15 protein-coding genes and 1 pseudogene are annotated in these 19,342 nt (G+C 65.4%); 7 read left to right on the top strand and 9 right to left on the bottom strand.

Features of this window, described 5'->3' with window-relative positions:
* Positions 1-116: 116 nt before the first annotated feature.
* On the top strand, positions 117-725 hold the full coding sequence (locus AC4OR5_RS17760; RefSeq protein ID WP_003087553.1) for a flavin reductase family protein: 609 nt from the start codon (positions 117-119) through the stop codon (positions 723-725).
* Positions 726-731: 6 nt separating this feature from the next.
* On the opposite strand, the gene AC4OR5_RS17765 is transcribed toward AC4OR5_RS17760, so the two are convergent.
* Positions 732-1,139, bottom strand: coding sequence for a DUF5086 domain-containing protein (locus tag AC4OR5_RS17765; protein ID WP_003087555.1), 408 nt, complete (start codon positions 1,137-1,139; stop codon positions 732-734).
* Positions 1,140-1,340: 201 nt separating this feature from the next.
* Here AC4OR5_RS17765 and AC4OR5_RS17770 point away from each other — a divergent pair, with 201 nt between their 5' ends.
* Positions 1,341-3,299, top strand: coding sequence for a methyl-accepting chemotaxis protein (locus AC4OR5_RS17770; protein WP_023106744.1), 1,959 nt, complete (start codon positions 1,341-1,343; stop codon positions 3,297-3,299).
* Here AC4OR5_RS17770 and AC4OR5_RS17775 read toward each other — a convergent pair.
* Both AC4OR5_RS17775 and AC4OR5_RS17780 read right to left on the bottom strand, forming a co-directional pair.
* On the bottom strand, positions 3,280-5,001 hold the full coding sequence (locus AC4OR5_RS17775) for a SulP family inorganic anion transporter (RefSeq protein ID WP_003087559.1): 1,722 nt from the start codon (positions 4,999-5,001) through the stop codon (positions 3,280-3,282). The genes AC4OR5_RS17770 and AC4OR5_RS17775 overlap by 20 nt on opposite strands.
* A gap of 163 nt (positions 5,002-5,164) precedes the next feature.
* Positions 5,165-6,169, bottom strand: coding sequence for an NADP-dependent oxidoreductase (locus AC4OR5_RS17780; protein ID WP_003087564.1), 1,005 nt, complete (start codon positions 6,167-6,169; stop codon positions 5,165-5,167).
* 250 nt (positions 6,170-6,419) lie between these two features.
* Between AC4OR5_RS17780 and AC4OR5_RS17785 the strand changes: the two genes are divergently transcribed.
* Positions 6,420-7,181, top strand: a complete 762-nt coding sequence (locus AC4OR5_RS17785; protein WP_058161198.1) for an SDR family oxidoreductase — start codon at positions 6,420-6,422, stop codon at positions 7,179-7,181.
* A gap of 158 nt (positions 7,182-7,339) precedes the next feature.
* Positions 7,340-8,233 (top strand): bile acid:sodium symporter family protein, encoded by an 894-nt coding sequence (locus AC4OR5_RS17790; RefSeq protein ID WP_003097823.1) that lies wholly within the window; start codon positions 7,340-7,342, stop codon positions 8,231-8,233.
* 6 nt (positions 8,234-8,239) lie between these two features.
* Here the strand turns inward: AC4OR5_RS17790 and AC4OR5_RS17795 are convergent, their stop codons facing one another.
* Positions 8,240-9,436 (bottom strand): benzoate/H(+) symporter BenE family transporter, encoded by a 1,197-nt coding sequence (locus tag AC4OR5_RS17795; protein ID WP_058161199.1) that lies wholly within the window; start codon positions 9,434-9,436, stop codon positions 8,240-8,242.
* 230 nt (positions 9,437-9,666) lie between these two features.
* Here AC4OR5_RS17795 and AC4OR5_RS17800 point away from each other — a divergent pair, with 230 nt between their 5' ends.
* Positions 9,667-10,302 (top strand): hypothetical protein, encoded by a 636-nt coding sequence (locus AC4OR5_RS17800; protein ID WP_058161200.1) that lies wholly within the window; start codon positions 9,667-9,669, stop codon positions 10,300-10,302.
* 49 nt (positions 10,303-10,351) lie between these two features.
* On the opposite strand, the gene AC4OR5_RS17805 is transcribed toward AC4OR5_RS17800, so the two are convergent.
* On the bottom strand, positions 10,352-10,828 hold the full coding sequence (locus tag AC4OR5_RS17805) for a MarR family winged helix-turn-helix transcriptional regulator (protein ID WP_003097819.1): 477 nt from the start codon (positions 10,826-10,828) through the stop codon (positions 10,352-10,354).
* An 81-nt stretch (positions 10,829-10,909) separates the two neighbouring features.
* Here AC4OR5_RS17805 and AC4OR5_RS17810 point away from each other — a divergent pair, with 81 nt between their 5' ends.
* Positions 10,910-12,076, top strand: a complete 1,167-nt coding sequence (locus AC4OR5_RS17810; RefSeq protein ID WP_058161201.1) for an aminotransferase-like domain-containing protein — start codon at positions 10,910-10,912, stop codon at positions 12,074-12,076.
* A gap of 56 nt (positions 12,077-12,132) precedes the next feature.
* The gene (locus tag AC4OR5_RS17815) at positions 12,133-12,735 is read left to right on the top strand and encodes a glutathione S-transferase family protein (protein WP_031628518.1); all 603 of its coding nucleotides are present in this window, start codon (positions 12,133-12,135) and stop codon (positions 12,733-12,735) included.
* A 361-nt stretch (positions 12,736-13,096) separates the two neighbouring features.
* Here the strand turns inward: AC4OR5_RS17815 and AC4OR5_RS17820 are convergent, their stop codons facing one another.
* The 4 genes and pseudogenes from AC4OR5_RS17820 to AC4OR5_RS17835 all read right to left on the bottom strand — a co-directional run.
* Positions 13,097-13,531: an immunity protein RhsI2 family protein gene (locus AC4OR5_RS17820; protein ID WP_020751146.1), complete on the bottom strand. Its 435-nt coding sequence runs from the start codon at positions 13,529-13,531 to the stop codon at positions 13,097-13,099.
* Between the two features lie 9 nt (positions 13,532-13,540).
* Entirely contained in the window at positions 13,541-18,385 is a 4,845-nt protein-coding gene (locus tag AC4OR5_RS17825; RefSeq protein WP_058161202.1) for an RHS repeat-associated core domain-containing protein, read from the bottom strand.
* A complete protein-coding gene (locus AC4OR5_RS17830) occupies positions 18,382-19,122 on the bottom strand; it encodes a DUF4123 domain-containing protein (protein ID WP_022580605.1) in 741 nt (246 codons plus the stop codon). Before AC4OR5_RS17830 ends, AC4OR5_RS17825 begins: the two co-directional genes overlap by 4 nt.
* Positions 19,112-19,342: pseudogene (locus AC4OR5_RS17835) on the bottom strand (Rhs element Vgr protein); the annotation flags it as partial. The pseudogene AC4OR5_RS17835 and the gene AC4OR5_RS17830, both read right to left, overlap by 11 nt.

Genomic DNA, 19,342 nt, shown 5'->3' on the forward strand with positions numbered 1-19,342 from the left:
TAGGGCAAGTCTAGCCGCTGCTTCCAGGTGGCGCAGGGCCTCGGCGCAGACGGTCGCGAGAGCTGCGGGGCTGCGGCATAATCGGCGTCCCCTCCGTCGATTTCCGCGAGACCGCCATGCAACTGGACTTCACCACCATCGCTCCCGCCGAGGCCTATCGCTGGTTGGCTTCCACCGTCACCCCGCGACCGATTGCCTGGGTCTCGACCCTGTCCGCCGAGGGCGCCAGCAACCTGGCCCCGTTCAGCTTCTTCCAGGTGATCAGCGACGAGCCGCCGACCCTGATGGTCAACGTCAGCCTGCGCGACGACGGCAGCCTCAAGGACACCCTGCGCAACGTCCAGGCCACCGGGCAGTTGGTGATCCACCTGGTCGGCGCCGCCCAGGCAGAGACCATGAACGCCACCTCCGCCTGGCTGCCCCATGGCGTGAGCGAGATCGAGACGGTCGGCATCCCTACCGTGTCCAGCGTACGCGTGGCGCCGCCGCGGATCGCCGCGGCGGCGGTGGCCTTCGAGTGCGAGGTGGCGGAGATCAAGCCGTATCCGGCGGAGAACCCCAATTGCCACCTGATCTTCGCCCGCGTGCTGCTGGCCCATGTCGACGATGCCGTGCTGGCCGACGAGCGCCATGTGGATAGCGACAGGCTCGACCTGGTCGGTCGCCTGGGCGGCAGCCACTACAGCTATACCCGCGACACGTTCAGCATGATCCGGCCCAGGTAGTCGGGCTCAGTCCGGCGCCCGCAGGCACTCGTCGACCGTGCGCCGGCACACCGGCGCCTGGCCCGCGGCCTGGCGTTCCTGCCACTGGCGATAGGCGAACTGGTAGCTTTCCGGATACACCCCGCCGCGCTTCAGCGGCGCCACGATACTCGCGCGCAGCGCTTGTTCGGTCAGCGCCAGGTGCGCGGCCAGGCGCTGGAACTGCCAGGGCTGCTGGCCCTGGCGGCGCTCCAGGACCTCGACGTGGTACAGGCCGTCGGCCGCCGCGCTCGACAGGTTGTGCACGATCAGCCAGCGCGACAGGCCCGGCGCCGCCGGCAACGACCAGAGCGGCTGCTCGATCGGGCCGCTCCAGTCGGCCAGGGCGGGGGCGCACAGACTCAGCGACAGCAACAGCGGCAATACGGGACGCATGGCAAGCTCCTTTTTCCATGGGGCGTCCAGTATGGCTCCGCGGCCGCCCGACGTCAGCCCGGATATCCTGGAAACGACCTGCGCATATCTCTCCTGGCCATTATCGAGCCACTACCTTGCCCGGCCGCTCAGGTTCGGCGAAAAACGCGCGACACAGCGGGAAATGCGCACGCAGACGGCGCGTCACGGGGGAGGGGAGTCATGCTGGGGTTGCTGCGCAGGCGTCTGGCCGATCTCGGCACGGCGAAGAAACTGGCCATCGGTTTTACCCTGGTCCTGCTGTTGACCGCGCTGGTGGCCGCGCTCGCGGTGCTCTCGCTGCATGCGCTGGGGCAGCGCTTCGCGCGCCTGCAGGAGATGAGCGCGATCAATCGCGACGTGCTGGAGGTTCGCCAGGCCGAGAAGGACTTTGCCCTGCACGGGGAAAAGAGTGACGCCGAGCGCTTGCGCCAGCGCCTGGCCGCGACCCTTGAACGGGTGGGCCGGCTCAAGGCCGACGGCGACGCCGATCAGGCGCTTGGCATGGCCGAGGTGGAGCAGGTGCTGGCGGCATACCTCGAAGCGTTTGGCCGCTTCGAGCAGTCCATCCAGGGACGCCAGTTGGCTTGGGAAAGCGCCAGCTGGTCGCTGAACGGCGCCGCCAACAGCCTCGATATCCTCCAGTCCAGCCTGGCCGAGGATGGCGCCTATGCGCTGAAGGAGAGCCAGGGACGCGACGGCGAACCGCTGTTGCAGCAGGCGGCCCAGGTCGCCCAGGTCAATCGCCTGGTCCTGCAGGGGTTGGACGAGGCCCGCTCGCGTCTCGAAGCGCGCGCCGCGGATGCGCAGGAGGGGCCGCCGAAATCGCTGCGCGAGGCGCTGGAGCTGGCCGCCCGGCTGGAGCAGGCGATCACCGACGATGCCTACGTGTCGGTGGTCAAGGACGTGCTGACCAATATCCGCGGTTTCGCCGACAAGCTCGCCGAGTATCGCGCCAGCCAGCGCCAGGAGCGGCAGATGTACGCCGCCATGGGCGAGCGTGCCGGGCAGGTGATGGCGCGTGTCGACCGTAGCTGGGAGGCGCAGCAGCAGGCCATGCTCCACAGCCTGCGGACAAACTCCCTGCTGATCGTCGGCGCCGCCGTGCTGGCGCTGCTGGTGGGCCTGGGCGCGGCCTTCGGCATCAGCCTGCTGATCGTCCGTCCGCTGCGCCAGGCGATGGGTGTGGCGCAGCGGATCGCCGAAGGCGACCTGGCGGTACGGGTCGACAGCGAGCGGCGCGACGAGGTTGGCCAACTGATGGCCGCGATGCGCGCCATGACCGGCAGCCTGCGCGGTATCGTCAGCCAGTTGCAGGACGGCGTCGGGCGGATTGCCGGCGCTTCCGAGGCGCTGTCCGGCGTTACCACGCGCACCCGCCTGGGAATCGACAGCCAGCGGGCGGAAACCGAACAGGTGGCCACGGCGATGAACCAGATGGCCGCCACCGTCCACGAAGTGGCGCACAACGCCGAGGAAGCCGCGGGGTCGGCGGAAAGCGCCGACGGCAAGGTCAGCGTCGGCCAGGAGGTGGTACGCCAGACCCTGGAGCGGATCGAGCGACTGGCCGAGGCGGTGCGCGCGGCCACCGCCAGCGTCGAGGCGCTGAGCGCCGACAGCCAGCGCATCGGCAGCGTGCTGGACGTGATCAAGAGCGTGGCCGAGCAGACCAACCTGCTGGCGCTGAACGCCGCCATCGAGGCGGCGCGGGCCGGCGACCAGGGTCGAGGCTTCGCCGTGGTCGCCGACGAGGTGCGGGCGCTGGCGCGGCGCACCCAACAGTCCACGGCCGAGATCGAGACCCTGATCGGTGCCTTGCAGAATGGCACGCAGCAGGCGGTGCAGCGTATGCAGCGCAGCCACCAGTTGGTGGACCAGAGCGTCGACGACGCGTTGCAGACCGAGGCGGCGCTGGGCAACATCGCTACGGCGGTGGCGCTGATCCAGCAGATGAACCAGCAGATCGCCGCGGCCTCCGAGCAGCAGAGCGCGGTCGCCGAGGAGATCAACCGCAGCGTCACGGCGATCCGCGAGGTGGCCGATCAGTCGGCCCAGGCCATGCAGTCGACGGCTTCGTCCAGCGAACAACTGGCGGAGCTGGGGCGCGAACTACAGGGCATGGTCAGGCATTTCCGCTTGTAGCCGCGGCCTGGGCGGCGAGTCTTTCCTGCTGGCGCAGCCAGTAGCGATAAGCACTGACCCCCGAACGCACCGAGCTGAACACCAGCGGCGGCTTGATCTCGCCGAGCATGCTCGAGCGTTGCAGCAGGTCCAGCGTCTGCCCGGTCACCCGCGCCAGCGATAGGTGCACGCCCTGGGCCTTGAGGATCTGTTGCACCTCGTGGAGGGTGGCCAGGCCGCTGATGTCGAGGTTGGTCATGGCTTCGGCGTTGAGCAGCACCGCATTCGGCCGCTCGCTGCCGTCCACCACGGCAAGCACCCGCTGCTTGAAGTAGTCGGCGTTGAAGAACAACAGGGGGGCGTCGAAGCGGTAGATCACCAGGCCGGGAAGAGTGGTGGCCTGCGGGTACTTGGCCAGCTCGACCTGGCCGTCGATGCCGTGCATCCAGCCGAGCACCGCGTCGCTTGGGCGATAGGTGTAGTAGAGCAGGCGCAGTACGGCGATGCTGACGGCGACGAAGATTCCCGGCAGCACGCCGACGCTGAGCACGCCGACGGTGGTCAGCAGGCAGAGGCTGAACTCGAAGCGGCTGAGCTTCCAGAAGCCTTTCAGCGCCTGCACGTCGATCAGGCCCCAGCCGGCCAGCAACAGGACCGCGCCGAGCGCCGGCATCGGCACCCAGCCCAGGGGCTTGTTCAGCAGCAACAGGGTGGCGGCGATCACCAGCGCGGCGACCACGCCGACCAGTTGGGTCTTGCCGCCGACCATGTCGTTCACCGCGGTGCGGGAGTCGGCGCCGCTGATGGCGAAGCCCTGGGAGACCCCGGCGCCGATGTTGGCCAGGCCGAGGGCGACGAATTCGTGGTTGGCGTTGATGCTGTAGCCGTGGCGGGCGGCGAAGCTGCGCGCGGTGAGCATGGCGCTGCAGAAGCTGACCACGGTAATGCCGGTGGCGTCGCGCAGCAGGCTTTTCAGTTCCTCCAGGCTGGTCTGCGGCCAGCTCAGTTGCGGCAGCCCGGCCGGTACCTCGCCAAGCAGTTCCACGCCGTAGCGATCCAGGCCCAGCAGCGCCGCGGCGAGACTGGCCAGGAGGACGCCGCAGAGCGCCCCGGGCAACTGCGGGAAGCGCCGCGGCAGCAGCACCATCAGCAAGAGCGAGAGGCTGCCGAGGATCAGCGTCGGCCAATGGATGTGCAGCAGGTTCTCCAGCAGCGCGAGGATGCCGGCGACGAAGCCGCTGGTCGCCGCCTCGTAGCCGAACAGCTTGCCCAGTTGCCCGACCAGCAGGCTCAGGCCGATGCCGTTGAGGTAGCCGACCAGGATCGGTCGCGAGAGGAAGCTGGCGATGAATCCGGCGCGGGCCAGGCCGGCGACGATGGAGAACAGCCCGACCATGATCGCGACGATCATCGACAGGTCCACCAGGCGCTGCGGGTCGCCCGCCGCCAGCGGGGTGATGGCGGCGGCGACCATCGCCGCGGTCGCCGCGTCGGGGCCGACCATCAACTGGCGCGAGCTGCCGATCAGGGCGTAGATCAGCATCGGCAGGATGCATGCATAGAGGCCTACCTGGGGTGGGAAGCCGGCGATCTGGGCGTAGGCGATGGCGGTGGGGATCTGGATCGCCGCCACCGACAGCCCGGCCTGGACATCCGGACGGAACCAGGCGCGGCGGTAGTGGAGCAGGCTATCGAGTCCGGGTACCCAGCGGGCGAGTGGCATGCGGCTGATTCCTTGCAGGCGCGGATGCCGCAGCTTAGCCCGAAGGACAGGCGGCAGGATTGCCGGGAATCATTATTTCTTCAGTGCACACGCTCTTCGAGGCGAGGCGCAGGGCGGATAGCGCAAGGCGCTATCCGCCGCTTCTTCGCGCCGGCGGCGGACCTCAGACCTTCAACACCAACTTGCCGAAGTTTTCCCCGCTGAACAGCTTGAGCAGGGTCTCGGGGAAGGTCTCCAGGCCTTCGACGATGTCCTCGCGCGATTGCAGCTTGCCTTCCGCCAGCCAGGTGGCCATCTCCTTCAGGCCTTCTGGGAAGCGCTGGGCATAGTCCATCACCACCATGCCTTCCATGCGCGCCCGATTGACCAGCAGCGACAGGTAGTTGGCCGGGCCGCGCACCGCTTCCTTGTTGTTGTACTGGCTGATCGCCCCGCAGAGGACGATGCGTGCCTTGAAGGCGATACGGGTGAGCACCGTGTCGAGGATTTCGCCGCCGACGTTGTCGAAGAACACATCGATGCCCTTCGGGCATTCGCGCTTGAGTCCGGCGGCGAGGTCTTCGTTCTTGTAGTCGATGGCGCCGTCGAAGCCCAGCTCCTCGACCAGGAAGCGACATTTCTCGGCGCCGCCGGCGATGCCCACCACCCGGCACCCCTTGAGCCTGGCGATCTGCCCGGCAACGCTGCCCACCGCACCGGCGGCGCCGGAGATCACCACGGTCTCGCCGCTCTTCGGCTGGCCGACGTCGAGCAACGCGAAGTAGGCGGTCATGCCGGTCATGCCCAGCGCCGAGAGATAGCGCGGCAGCGGCGCGCGGGACGGGTCGACCTTGTAGAAACCCTTGGGCTCGCCGACGAAATAGTCCTGCACGCCGAGGGCGCCGTTGACGTAGTCGCCGGTCTGGAAGCCGGGGTGCTTCGAAACCAGCACCTTGCCGACGCCGAGCGCGCGCATCACCTCGCCGATCCCCACCGGCGGGATGTAGGAGCGGGCGTCGTTCATCCAGCCGCGCATCGCCGGGTCCAGCGACAGGTACTCGTTCTTCACCAGGATCTGGCCCTCGGCCGGCTCGCCGAGCGGGGTCTCGACGAAACTGAAGGTGTCGCGGCCGGGCAGCCCGCTGGGACGCTGGGCCAACTGGTATTGCCGATTGATCTGGGAGGTCATGGCAGGGCACTCGAATGTCGGGAAACAGGCCCCTAGGGATAGCCGGCGCCGGCGCCGGCGGCAAGCGAAGGCGAGTGCGGAAATGACCGGTCATCTATGCTGATGATTCGCCGCCATCAGTCTTATCAGCGGGCTGGATGGCCCATCCTCCAGTCCCCTGATAGTGCTATGCCTTGCGCCGGCCCTGGCTAGACTGGCGCGGCCCGGTTCCGTCGCGGTTGGCGGAAGGCGATTTTCCGAGGAGCAGCAGATGAGCAAACTTCTTTCCGGCCAGGTCGCACTGGTCACTGGCGGTGCGGCGGGCATCGGCCGCGCTACCGCGCTGGCCTTCGCCGCCGCCGGGGTCAAGGTGGTGGTCGCCGACCTGGACAGCGCCGGCGGCGAGGGCACGGTCGAAGCGATCCGCCAGGCAGGTGGCAAAGCCCTCTTCATTCGCTGCGACGTCACCCGCGACGCCGAGGTCAAGGCGCTGGTCGAGGGTTGCGCGGCGGCCTACGGCCGTCTCGACTACGCCTTCAACAACGCCGGCATCGAGATCGAGCAGGGCAAGCTGGCCGACGGCAACGAAGCCGAGTTCGACGCCATCATGGCTGTCAACGTGAAGGGCGTCTGGTTGTGCATGAAGCACCAGATCCCGCTGATGCTGGCCCAGGGCGGCGGCGCGATCGTCAACACCGCCTCGGTCGCCGGGCTCGGCGCGGCGCCGAAGATGAGCATCTACGCTGCTTCCAAGCACGCGGTGATCGGCCTGACCAAATCGGCGGCGATCGAGTACGCGAAGAAGGGCATCCGCGTCAACGCCGTGTGTCCGGCGGTGATCGACACCGACATGTTCCGCCGCGCCTACGAGGCCGATCCGCGCAAGGCCGAGTTCGCCGCCGCGATGCATCCGCTGGGTCGGGTCGGACGGGTCGAGGAAATCGCCGCCGCGGTGCTCTACCTGTGCAGCGACCACGCGGGCTTCACCACCGGTATCGCCTTGCCGGTGGACGGCGGGGCGACGGCGATCTGAGCGGGCGGCGATACAATCGGGATGCCCCGGCGCGGGGCATTCGCATTCTGTTACAGGTCGGCGCGCGGTTTGGCGCGCCAGGCCACTGCCGGGGGACTAACCTGGGTCGAGAATCCGGGGCCTGAGCCCGTCTCCATCGCATCGGAGCAATAACAATAATGACCGCCGATCCCATCCTGACCCTGTTCCTCCCCATCGCCCTGGGCATCATCATGCTCGGTCTCGGACTGTCCCTGACCCCGGCCGACTTCCTCCGCGTGGTGCGCTACCCGAAGCCGGTGCTGGTCGGCCTGGTGTGCCAGATCGTCCTGCTGCCCCTGGCCTGTTTCCTGATCGTCCAGGGCTTCGCCCTCGAGGCGGCCCTGGCGGTCGGCATGATGTTGCTGGCGGCCTCGCCCGGCGGCACCACCGCCAACCTCTACAGCCACCTGGCGCATGGCGACGTGGCACTGAACATCACCCTGACCGCGGTGAACTCGGTGATCGCCATCCTCACCATGCCGCTGATCGTCAATCTGTCGCTGCAATACTTCATGGGCGACGGGCAGGCGATTCCCCTGCAGTTCGGCAAGGTCATGCAGGTGTTCGTCATCGTCCTCGGCCCGGTGGCCATCGGCATGCTGGTGCGCAACCGCCTGCCGGCCGTGGCGGATCGGCTGCAGAAGCCGGTGAAGATCCTTTCCGCGCTGCTGTTGCTGGTGATCATCCTGCTGGCGCTGGCCAAGGACTGGCAGACCTTCGTCACCTACGCGCCGGTGGTCGGGCTGGCCGCGCTGGCCTTCAACCTGCTGAGCCTGGCGGTGGGCTACTGGGTACCGCGCCTGCTGCGCCTGCCGAAGGCCCAGGCGGTGGCCATCGGCATGGAGATCGGCATCCACAACGGCACCCTGGCGATCGCCCTGGCGCTGAGTCCGAGCCTGCTGAACAACAGCACCATGGCGATTCCGCCGGCGATCTACGGGGTGTTGATGTTCTTCACCGCGGCGGCCTTCGGCTGGTGGGTCAGCCGTGGCCACCAGGCCGCGCCGGCGCCCGTGACGGCGCCGGACTGAGGTCGGTCAGCCGCGCCGCCAGTTGAGCACGAACTGAGTCAGCAGGCCCGCCACCAGGCCCCAGAACGCCGAGCCGATGGACAGCAGGGTGAAGCCGGAGGCGGTGACCATGAAGGTCACCAGCGCGGCCTCGCGCTGGCGCTCGTCGGCCATCGAGTTGGCCAGGCCGTTCATGATCGAGCCGAGCAGGGCGATGGCGGCGATGGACAGCACCAGTGCCTTGGGGAACGCCGCGAACAACGCTGCCAGGGTGGCGCCGAAGGTTCCCGCGACGCAGTTGAAGAAGCCGCACCAGAGCGCCGCGGTATAGCGCTTGTGCGGGTCCTCGTGGGCCGAGGGACCGGTGCAGATCGCCGCGCTGATCGCCGCCAAGTTGATCCCGTGGGAGCCGAACGGCGCCAGCAGGATCGAGGCGATGCCGGTGCTCGAGATCAGCGGCGAGGCCGACACCTGGTAGCCGTCGGCGCGCAGCACGGCGATGCCGGGCATGTTCTGCGAAGCCATGGCGACGATGAACAGCGGGATGCCGATGCTGATGGTGGCGGCCAGGGAGAAGCTCGGCGTGGTCCACTCCGGTACCGCCAGTTCCAGGCGGAACCTGCTGAAGTCCAGTTGGCCCAGTATCCCGGCCAGCAGCACCCCCACCAGTAGCGCAGCGAACACCGCATAGCGCGGCGAGAAGCGTTTGCACAGCAGATAGCTGAAGAACATCGCCAGCACCAGCAGGGTCTGTTGCTCGGCGGCGTTGCAGATCTCGATGCCGATGCGGAACAGCACCCCGGCCAGCAGCGCCGAGGCCAGCGAGGAGGGAACCTGGCGCATCAGGCGTTCGAAGCTGCCGGTGACGCCGCACAGGGTGATCAGGAGGGCGCAGACGATGAAGGCGCCGATCGCCTCGCTGTACGGCACTCCGGGCAGGCTGCTGATCAGCAGCGCCGCGCCGGGGGTGGACCAGGCGATCACGATCGGCACCCGGTAGCGCAGGGTCAGGCCGATGGTCGCCAGGCCCATGCCGATCGACAGGGCCCAGATCCACGAGGAAATCTGCGCGCTGCTGAGGCCGGCGTTCTGCCCGGCCTGGAACATCAGTACCAGCGAGCTGGTGTAGCCGGTGAGCATGGCGACGAAGCCGGCCACCACGGCGGCGGGAGATGAGTCGGCGAACGGACGCAGACGAGGCTGGGGCTGGGTGGTTTCGGTCATGCCGGGTACTTCCATGGAGTGTGCGGGACGACCGGGCACGGCGGTGGGCGGAGCCACGGGGCAGGTTGCGCGAGGCGCGGAGTGCCGATCATCTTTTTCTGTTTTGCGCAGCCTAAACAGCCGGCCAGGGGCTGTCCCGGTACAGCCGCGGACATAGTTGGCCATACAGTCGCAGCTGCCGGAAGCTGGCGGAGCTGGTAACTTCCCGGCATTTGCCGAGGAGCTTCGCCATGGATGCAAACCCCTACGCCACGCCGCGTGTCGAATTGGTCGAGCAGGGCATACCGGATGCTTTCCGCCGGCGCTGGACGCCCGCGCAACTGCGCATCCTCGCCTGGCTCTGCCTGGCCTCGATAGCCGGCGGCGTGGTGCTGATGGTGCTCAGCCTGCTGGAGGCATTCGGCGATGGCGCCGCGTTCGGGGTCTACGCCGACTGGCTGGGCCTGCTCCTCAGCCTGCTCGGCGCCTACCTGCTGCTGCGGCTCAAGCACCTGGTCGAGTCGCGCTTTCGCGGCCCCTCGCTGGCCTGGCCGGTATGGTTGTCGATTCTCCTGACCCTGCTGGGCGAGGGCTGGAGCCTGCTGGCGGTTACCGACGATGCGCTGCAGGGTTGGAACTGGCAGGCGCTGGTGTACTTCGCGCTGCTTGCGCTGATCGGCGCTACCACCCTCTGGCTGGGCCTGCGTCTGCTCAAGCAGGAAAACCTCTATCCGTCGCTGCGGATCATGGCCTGGCTGGACATCGCCGGCGGCGCGATGCTGGCTTCGGTGCTGTTGCTGGTGCTGGCGGTACTGCCGCTGCTGGCCGCCACCCTGGCCATGGCGCTGGCCTGCTGGTGCGCGGCGCGGGAGCTGGAGCGGGGCTAGCGGGCAGCCGGTCGGCTTGCCGAGCGTCCAGGCGCCAGGCCCATGGGCGTCAGTCGGCGGCCTCCGTCGCCGCTTCGCCGCGGCTGCCTGCATGCGCCCGAGCCAGGGTGCGATTGACCGCCAGCCAGCCGGAGACCGCTTCGCCGCCGGCTTCCTCGAAGCAGCGTTGGAGCAGCCGCGACTGCTCGCGACGCAGCGCCTTTTCCAACCGCACGCCCTCGGCGGTGAGGCCGAGGAGGCGTTTGCGCTTGTCGTCGTCGGCGGTGGCGCTGCCGATCAGGTTCATCTCCAGCAACTGGCGCAGCGGGATGTTCAGCGCCTGCTTGGTCACGCCGAGCAGGGCCAGCAGTTCCTTCACGCTGAGGCCCGGATAGCGGGCGATGAAGAACAGCACGCGGTGGTGCACGCGTCCCAGGCCGCGGCGGGCGAGCATCTCGTCAGGCTTGGTGGTGAAGGCCTGGTACGCGAAGAAGAAGGCTTCCATCATGGCCTGCTGCTGGACGGCGTGGTTTTTCAGGTCAGGCATATTGACGCTTCCGGGCGCGGCATCGTAGTTTCGGTCAAGCAGTTTGACTCATTTTTCCCCGCCTACGCTACCGGTGATCTCATGGCCTTCTCTGAACGCATCTCCCGCCTGAAAAGCTCCTTGATCCGCGAAATCCTTGCCGCGGCGCAGCGTCCGGAGGTGATGTCGTTCGCCGGCGGGCTGCCGGCCGAGCCGATGCTGCCGAAGGTGCAGTGGGAGCAGATGCCGGCCTCCATGGGCCAGTACGGCATGAGCGAAGGCGAGCCTGCCCTGCGCGAAGCCATCGCCGCCGAAGCGCGTGCCCTCGGCGTCCCCTGCGAGGCGAGCCAGGTGCTGATCGTCAGCGGTTCGCAGCAGACCCTCGACCTGGCCAGCAAGCTGTTCATCGATCCGGGCACCGAGGTGCTGCTCGAGGCGCCGACCTACCTCGCCGCGCTACAGGCCTTCCAATTGTTCGGCGCCGATTGCGTGACCGTGCCGCTGGGTGCCGAGGGCCCCGACCTGGTTGCCCTGCGGCAGCGCCTGGAGCGACACAAGCCGGCCTTCGCCTACCTGATCCCGACTTTCCAGAATCCGTCCGGCGTGCGCTACAGCGAGGGACGCCGCGACGCGGTGGCGGCGCTGCTCGACGAATTCGGCGTGACCCTGATCGAAGACGAACCCTATCGCGAACTGGTCTTCGACGAGGGCCGCGCAACCCCGCTGGTCAGCCGCCTGCGCAAGTCCAGCTGGATCTATACCGGCACGGTGTCGAAAACCCTGCTGCCGGGCCTGCGCGTCGGTTTCCTGATCGCCACCCCGGACCTGTTCCCGCACCTGCTGCGGCTGAAACAGTCGGCCGACCTGCATACCAACCGGGTAGGGCAGTGGCAGGCGCTGCAATGGTTCGGCAGCGAGGCCTACCGCCAGCACCTGGCCGAGCTGCGCGAGTTCTACCGGGTCCGCCGCGACGCCATGCAGGAGGCGCTGCTGGAGCACTTCGGCGAGCTGGCCGAATGGAATATCCCGGAGGGCGGGCTGTTCTTCTGGCTGACCCTCAGGCAGCCGCTGGATACCCGCACCCTGCTCCAGCCGGCGCTGGCCGCCGATGTCGCATTCATGCCCGGCGAACCTTTCTTCGCCGAGCCGGAGCAGAACCTCGGGCGCCTGCGGCTGAACTTCAGCCACATCGCCCCGGAGCGCCTGCACGAAGGCCTGCGGCGCCTGGCCAAGGTCGTCCGCGACGCCCAGGCCGCCGAAGCGGCCTGAACCCTCATCGGCGCTCCTCCCGGGGGCGCCGGCCATCCGATCCGAGGAGCGACACGATGTACAAGGTCTACGGTGATTACCGTTCGGGCAACTGCTACAAGATCAAGCTGGCCATGTCGCTGCTCGGCATCGACTACCAGTGGGTTCCGGTGGACATTCTCAAGGGCGAGACCCAGACCCCGGAGTTCCTGGCGAAGAACCCCAACGGCAAGATACCGGTGCTGGAGCTGGAGGACGGCAGTTGCCTGTGGGAGTCCAACGCCATCCTCAACTTCCTCGCCGACGGCAGCGCCCTGTTGCCCAGCGAACCGCGCCTGCGCACCCAGGTGCTGCAATGGCAATTCTTCGAGCAATACAGCCATGAGCCCTATGTGGCCGTGGCGCGCTTCATCAAGCTCTACCTCGGCCTCCCGGAAGCCCGCCGCGCCGAGTTCGAAGAGAAGAAGATCGGCGGCTACAAGGCCCTCGACGTCGTGGAGAAACAGCTGTCGCGCACGCCATTCCTGGTCGGCGAACAGTTCTCCATCGCCGATATCACCCTCTACGCCTACACGCATGTCGCCCATGAAGGCGGCTTCGACCTGACGGCCTACCCGGCGATCCGCGCGTGGATCAAGCGAGTGGGGGAGGTGCCGGGGTATGTGGGGATGCTGGATTGAGGGGAGATTCGATCAGCGGTTGGCGAGGCAGTGATTTCTGTCATGAGCGGGAATTTCGGGTAGAGCGAAATTTCCACTCATTGGGCAAGATGCGTGAACTTCCTGAGCCAGGGAAAATTCCCGGCAGTGTTGGGCCAGGTCATGAGTAAGTGTGCGTTATCTCAGCTGGATTCATACTTGCTCATGGTGCTTTGCTAGCGTTTCGTTGGAGCGATCCTGATTCGCTGGCATCCTCCAGCTTTTCTGTTTATTCGAGAAAGAACATGTCAACTTTCCGATGTATGATTCCCATGGATAGGGGATTTTCATTTGCTTCTATCTTTTGGTTTTTTATATAACCTTCCCTAAGGCTGATTTTCAGTTATTCGGATATTAATATCTCAACAACTATTTTTGAATAGTCGATGTCTCCATTTGGCTTGGGCTTTTTTAGTGGGTCGAAAGCATATTTTATGGTGATTTTCTTTCCTGCTTCGTAATGCTTTCTGTCGATATTCTTGTTTGTGTAAGTGCCCTCCGTGCAGAGGGTTTTGTTTTCTGTTTCTATATCTATCGTGTTGAAATCTTCGGTGTTGTCTTGCCCCGTTAAATATACTTTCTTTATGGTTCCGGAAATTTCTTTTTGTGGAATTGATCCGTTTTCAAGATTGTCCCACCATTCCTTTGAGCCCAGTAGTCCATAAGTCCCTTTAAGGCCAGCTTTAGGCTTCGTTGTATTCAAAGTGAGTTCATGGGCTTTTCGAATGTACTCGGGGTCTTCTTTGATACGCTGTTTGAAGTTGTAAATGGTTTTCATGAGGTTTCTCTAGTCTATTACTTCGAAGTCTATTAGGTTCTTGTTGAAAATCTCTAGGGCTTTTCCATCCCCAAGGCCAGTGTTGATAACGCCGCCTCCTTCATTTATCGTTGGCTTTTTTAGTGCTTCGAGTTTGAATAGTGCATTGTTCTGTTTCCAGCCCTTTCGGGCGGGAGGGAGATCTGGAAGCAATAGGCCGGTTCCGGAATTTGCAGTTACTCCAATTTTAGACAGCTCATTCATGGTGCCTGGACTGGCTGTAAGTCTTACTAGTTTCCCATCATACTCTTGGGAGTAGGATTGTAGCGGGGAGATGAAGGTCTCACTCGTCGGAGGTACTTCAAAGTTGTTCCTCAGTATCTCAAGGTGCTGCTCGCTTAGTGTTCGGTAGTAAATCTCGTTTCCCTGCGCATCCAGTTCTACGATTGGTCCTGCCGGCTTTTTGCTGCCGGATGTGGAGTTAATCCCTTTGCGGGGATTACTGTCTAATGCTTCGGGACAGCGAGTTTTATTTGAGGCCAGCCCCAACGGGTCCACCCACCCCGTCGGATTCGGCACGTACCGGTAGCTGTTCAACCCACCTGCCAGCCTGATCGGATCGGGGGTCAGGTAGCGTCCCGTGCTTGGATTGTAGTAGCGATGGCGGTTGTAGTGCAGCCCGGTCTCGGCGTCGAAATACTGGCCCTGGAAGCGCAGTGGGTTATCCACTTCGGCGATGTCCAGCTTGAGCACATTGCCGTAAGCCCGGTAGCGCGCCGACCAGCAGAGGCGGCCATCGGCGCGGGTCAGTTCCTGCGGGGTACCGAGGTGGTCGAGTTGGTAGTAGCAGGGTTCGACCTGTTCCGGGCCTTCGCCGTCGAGCAGGGCCAGCGGGCGGAAGCTGTCGGGTTCGTAGAGATAGGTGCGGTAGTGCCGGTCGCCGCTCTCGGCGAGCAGGCGTTCGCCGAGCCAGAGGAACTCGGTATTGCGTCCGTCGACCTGCTTGGCGATGCGTCGGCCGAAGGCGTCGTAGCGGTAGGCGACCTGGCGCCCGTCCGGCAGGCTGACGCCGATCAGGCGGTGTTGGCAGTCGTAGCTGTATTCGGTGACCAGCTTCTGCCCGGTGCCGCGGCGTTCGCGAACGAGATTGCCGTGGGCGTCGTAGTCGAAATGCCGGTCGCCCTGCGTCAGCAGGCGATTTCCGCGAACCTCCATCTGTCGCGCGTCGAATTGCCCGCCCTGGGCGAGCAGGTTGCCGGCCGGGTCGTGCACGAAGCTTTCCGGGGTTTCACCGCGTACGCCGAGCAGGCGGTCCAGCGGGTCGTAGTGGAAGCTGCGAATGCCCTTGCGGCTGTCCTCGATGGCGGCCAGGTTGCCGCTAGCGTCATAGCGGTACTGGCGCTGGTAGAGATGGCGCTGCCGCTGACTGACTTGGTGGGCCAGCAGGCGGCCCTGCTCATCGTAGTGGTATTGGCTGAGCAGTTCGCCCTGCTGGCGCTGGCGTTCGCGACCGCTACCGAACTGGTGCCGGGTCAGGGACTGGCCGTTGAGATCGATTGCCGAGAGGGTGCCGCCGGTCTGGTAGCGGTAGTCGACGCGGTTGCCGTCGGGCAGTCGGCAGTGGATCAACTGGCCGAGGGCGTCGTAGGCGTAGTGAAGGGTGGCCCAGCCCTGGTGCTCGCGGACCAGGCGGTCCCGTAGGTCGTATTCGTAGGCCAGCGGCCAGGTGCCGTCGTCGACGGCGACCAGGCGTCCGAGCGTATCGTAGCGGTAGTCGACCCGATTGCCGTCGGGCAGTGTCTTCGCCAGCAGGCGCCCGGTACTGTCGCGCTGGTAGGTGGTGCGCAGTTCGCTGCCGTCGTCGCCGTACTCGGTTTTCTCCAGAAGCTGGCCTTTGAGGTCGTAGCGATAGGCGGTGCGGCGGCCGTCGAAGCCGGTTTCCTGGCTGATCAGGCCGTTGCCGTGGTAATCGAGGCGATAGCGTTCGCCGCGTTCGTTCTCGATCTCGCTGAGCAGTAGCCGGGCGTTTTCGTAGCGGTAGCGCAGCTGACTGCCGTCCGGGTTGATCCGCCGGCTGACCAGGTGCAGGTCGTCAAGATATTCGTAGCGGGTCATCCGGCCCTGTTCGTCGCACTCGCTGGTGACCTTGCCGTAAGCGTTGTAGCGGTACATGCGGCTGGCGCCACCGGGCAGGGTGATCTGGCTCAGGCGGCCTGCTGCATCCCACTGGAACCGGGTGATGGCGCCGCTTTCGTCCTGGCGGGTGATCTGTCTACCCAGTGTGTCGTAGCGATAGCGGCGCACGCTACCGTCCGGAAGCTGTTCTTCTATCAACTGGCCGAGCGGATTCCAGGTCAACTGGTGCAGGCTGCCGTCGGCATGGGTGATTTCCACCAGGCAGCCGCGGTGGTCGTAGGCGTAGTGGGTGACGTTGCCTTCGGGATCGGTCTGGCGGGTGATGTCGCCCTGAGCGTTGCGCTCGTACTTCCACTGCGCCTCACCGCGGCGCACGCTGCGTACGAAGCCGTCGAAGTAGCTATAGCAGGTTGGCTCGCCTTCGGCCGGGAGCAGTGCCTCCAAGCGTCCGGCCTGGTCGTAGCGGTACTCGGTGATCGTTCCCAACGGATCGCGTTCGGCGACCAGTTGGCCCTTCTCGTCGTAGTGCCTGAGGGTTTCGCCTCCGTCGGGATCGACCTGGCGTACCAGGCGCGCGTTGTCGTCGTGGACATAGACTTCCTCGCTGCCGTCGGCGTTGATCGCGGTAACGCTGCCGTCTTCGTTCCAGACGTAGCGCGAGTCCATCTGCGGGAAGCTGGCCCAGTGATGGATCGCGCGGGCCTGCTTGCCTTCGCCTTCCCATTCCCAGAAGAACGAGGCGCCGCCGGCCAACTGGCGCTCGAGGATGACATTGCGCGCGTCGTAGCGATAGCGTTCGGCCTCGTAGAGTGCGTTTCCAGCTTCGATCAACTGGCCACGTTCGTTGCAGCGGTAGCGGGCGAGTACCTGGGCGGTGTGCCAGCAGGCCTCCAGGTTATCGGCGGGCTGGTACACCTGGTACTCGACGCGCTCGATGTGCCTGCCCTGGTAGCACAGCAGTAGCGCGCGCCCGGCCTTGTGGCTGAGGCGGCGCGGCCGGCCGAGGCGGTCGCGACTCAGTTCCAGGCGGTTGCCGTAGGCGTCGCTGATGGCGATCAGGTAAGCGCCGTCCGGGTCTTTGCGGAAGTGGTAGAAGCGCGGCTTTTCGCCGGCCTGGGCAAGGATCAGTTCGGATGGGTCGCCGCCGAGGTAGATGGCGGCGCGCGACAGTCGGTTGGTGATCGCCGGGCGCTGGGCGTCAGGGATCGGGAAGCGGGTCCGGCGGTTCTCGTGATCGGTCCATACCAGCTCGTCGCCGTCGCGATCGAGGCGATGGGAGAGGGCATGGCTCCAGCCGAAGCCCAGACCATTGTCGATTTCCGCCGCGCTGGTGCGGTACAGGCGCGTCCAGGCGAAACGCAGCGGACCGTCCAGCTCGCAGTCGGTCAGGGTCAGCAGCTCCTCGCCGGTGACCATCGAAACGGGACAGTCCTTGACGCAGGTCTGGGCGGCCTGGTCGGCGGGTTTGCCGGCGGGCGTCCTGCCGGGTGCGGAGGCATCGGGCGTCGCCTGACTGCTGGAGAGCGAGGTGTTCGCGCGCTTTCCTCGGCTCAGCGGCAGGGTGTCGGGCTCGGTGCGGGCGATGCCTTGGGCGGTGCTCTGGATCTGTGCGGTGATCTTGTTGGAGCTGTTGGCCATCACTTCACCGCGGACGGCCAGAGGTTTCAGCTTTTCCGCGTGCAACTGGAGGGAATGCCGACAGCTGGTATCGATCAGCACCTGCATGGCTTTGCGCAGCAGCATCGCACCTTCGGAGGCCTTGATCGCTTTCGAGCCCTTGACGGCCAGGCGAACGGCGAGACCGGCTCCGCCGGTCAGGATGATGCCGAGCAGAATATCAAGGAGCAGGCCGGTGGAGAGTTCCGCGACCATTTCCGCGGCAGTCGTGGGCGGCAGCAACTGGGTCCAGCACACGATGGCGCTGGCATAGATGAACAGAAGCGGTTCGTCGCTGGCGATCAGCAAGGCGGTACCGAGGAGTTCCTTGGCCTGAGTCTTGAGCTTTTCGAAATCCGCTTCGTTGATGAACTCAAGGAGTTTCGCCGCGTGCTCGTCGAGGTTCGCGAGGATGCCGAACAGCTCGACCACATCATCCCAGAGATTGACCAGCGCTTTGCCCATGCCGTCCAGATAGGCGTCGTTTATCTGCTCCATCCGCCTACGGTCGCCAACCGGCGCGAGCCTTTTCCATTCGGCGGAAAGCGGGCCGTTCCATTGCTCCAGAAGCCATTCGTTCAGCTTGGCGATTACGTCGCCGTAGGAGCGGTAGAGCGCGTCGATCTCCTGGATGCTTACCTCTGGGTAGAACTTGACCTGGTACAGCGTATTGGGAGCGCAGCCGCTTATGCTCGCCATCCCATCTGCATCCAGTACGCCCTTGAACTGCGGTGTCCTGCTGCCTATCCGAGTGATTTCGTAAGGCGTGTTGCCGATGGGCACGAAACTGGTCGATTCGAAAGTATGCAGCAGTTTCAGTTGACCGTTGACCGGACATGAGGCGACGTCTTCGAGGATGTTGGCGTCCTTGTCGGCTTTCAGCCTGGTCAACTCGTTGCCGTTCCCATCGGAAAGGGCGATGGTCTGCTGGACGTCGAGTGCCCAGCCCCAGAGCCAACTGTTCGCATATTCCTCATAGCGGTTGAGCACCCCGGAGCTGAATTCGCCGATCAACTGGCTGGCATCCGGCTGCTTCGCGTTCACTCCGCGCAGCATGAACATGGCGTAGAACGACGAGATCATGGGGTCAGGTCCTTTTCCAACTGGTTCAACAACAGGCCGCCGATCTCATCCATGGCGACGGCTTTCGCGATGAGGCGTCTGGCGCGCAATTGCAGGCTTCGCTCGGGATAGGCGAAGTACAGATCTGCGTGGTTCTCGCGCAGCCACTGCAGCAGGTTGTCGATCGCGGTAGTCGGGTCGTCGGCATGCAGCGTGTCGACCAGTGCCCGCGGAACCTCCCACCAGGGATAGGGACGGGCGGCATGGAGATGGCCCTGGCCGGTTTCGAGTGCTTTGCCATTGATCAGGTAACGGCCGAACATCGGCAGTACTTCGTGCGCTTTCTCGCCGAGGTGGGCGAGTATCGGTAGCAGGTGACGGCCGTCCCAGAAACGGAAGAACACTTCGCTGCCATCCGGCATGCGTACCTGGGTGAGGCTGCGTAGGTGCTCTAGGATTGCGTCTGTCGACCAGGTGGAAACTGCCAGCCAACCCCAGTCGCGAGACTTTTCGCTGGCAGCCCAATCGAGGAATACGCTGCTGGGGGACAGCTTCGCGAGGTAGGGCATCACCGGTTGCCAGTCGGCATATGGCGTACCGTTCCAGAGAGGGAGCGGTAGGGGTGGGCTGTCTTCCCGGTAGTAGGCTTGCAGGGGCGCGGCATCGCTGGCGCTGCCGAAGATCGCGTACAAGCATTCGCCTGCCTGAAGCGGATGTCGGGCCAGCCAGGTTCGCGGGGAGAGGGCGTCAGAGGTCACAGGCACCGTCCTTGCACTTCTCGCACTCTTCGCAGAAGGGCGCGTTGCGCTTCAGGGTATTGATCTGGGCCGGGGTGAGGAGGGCGCCGGCCTTGTCGCTGTCGGCCTGCCGCAGCGGCCCCGGCAACAGCGGCGCCGCGCCGCTGCCGCTGCCCGGGCTGCCGCCGGAGTTGACCCGGACGTTGGCCCCGGAGAGGGTCACGCCGCTGGCGTCGAGCTT

It is taken from the genome of Pseudomonas sp. YA1, assembly GCF_058680555.1.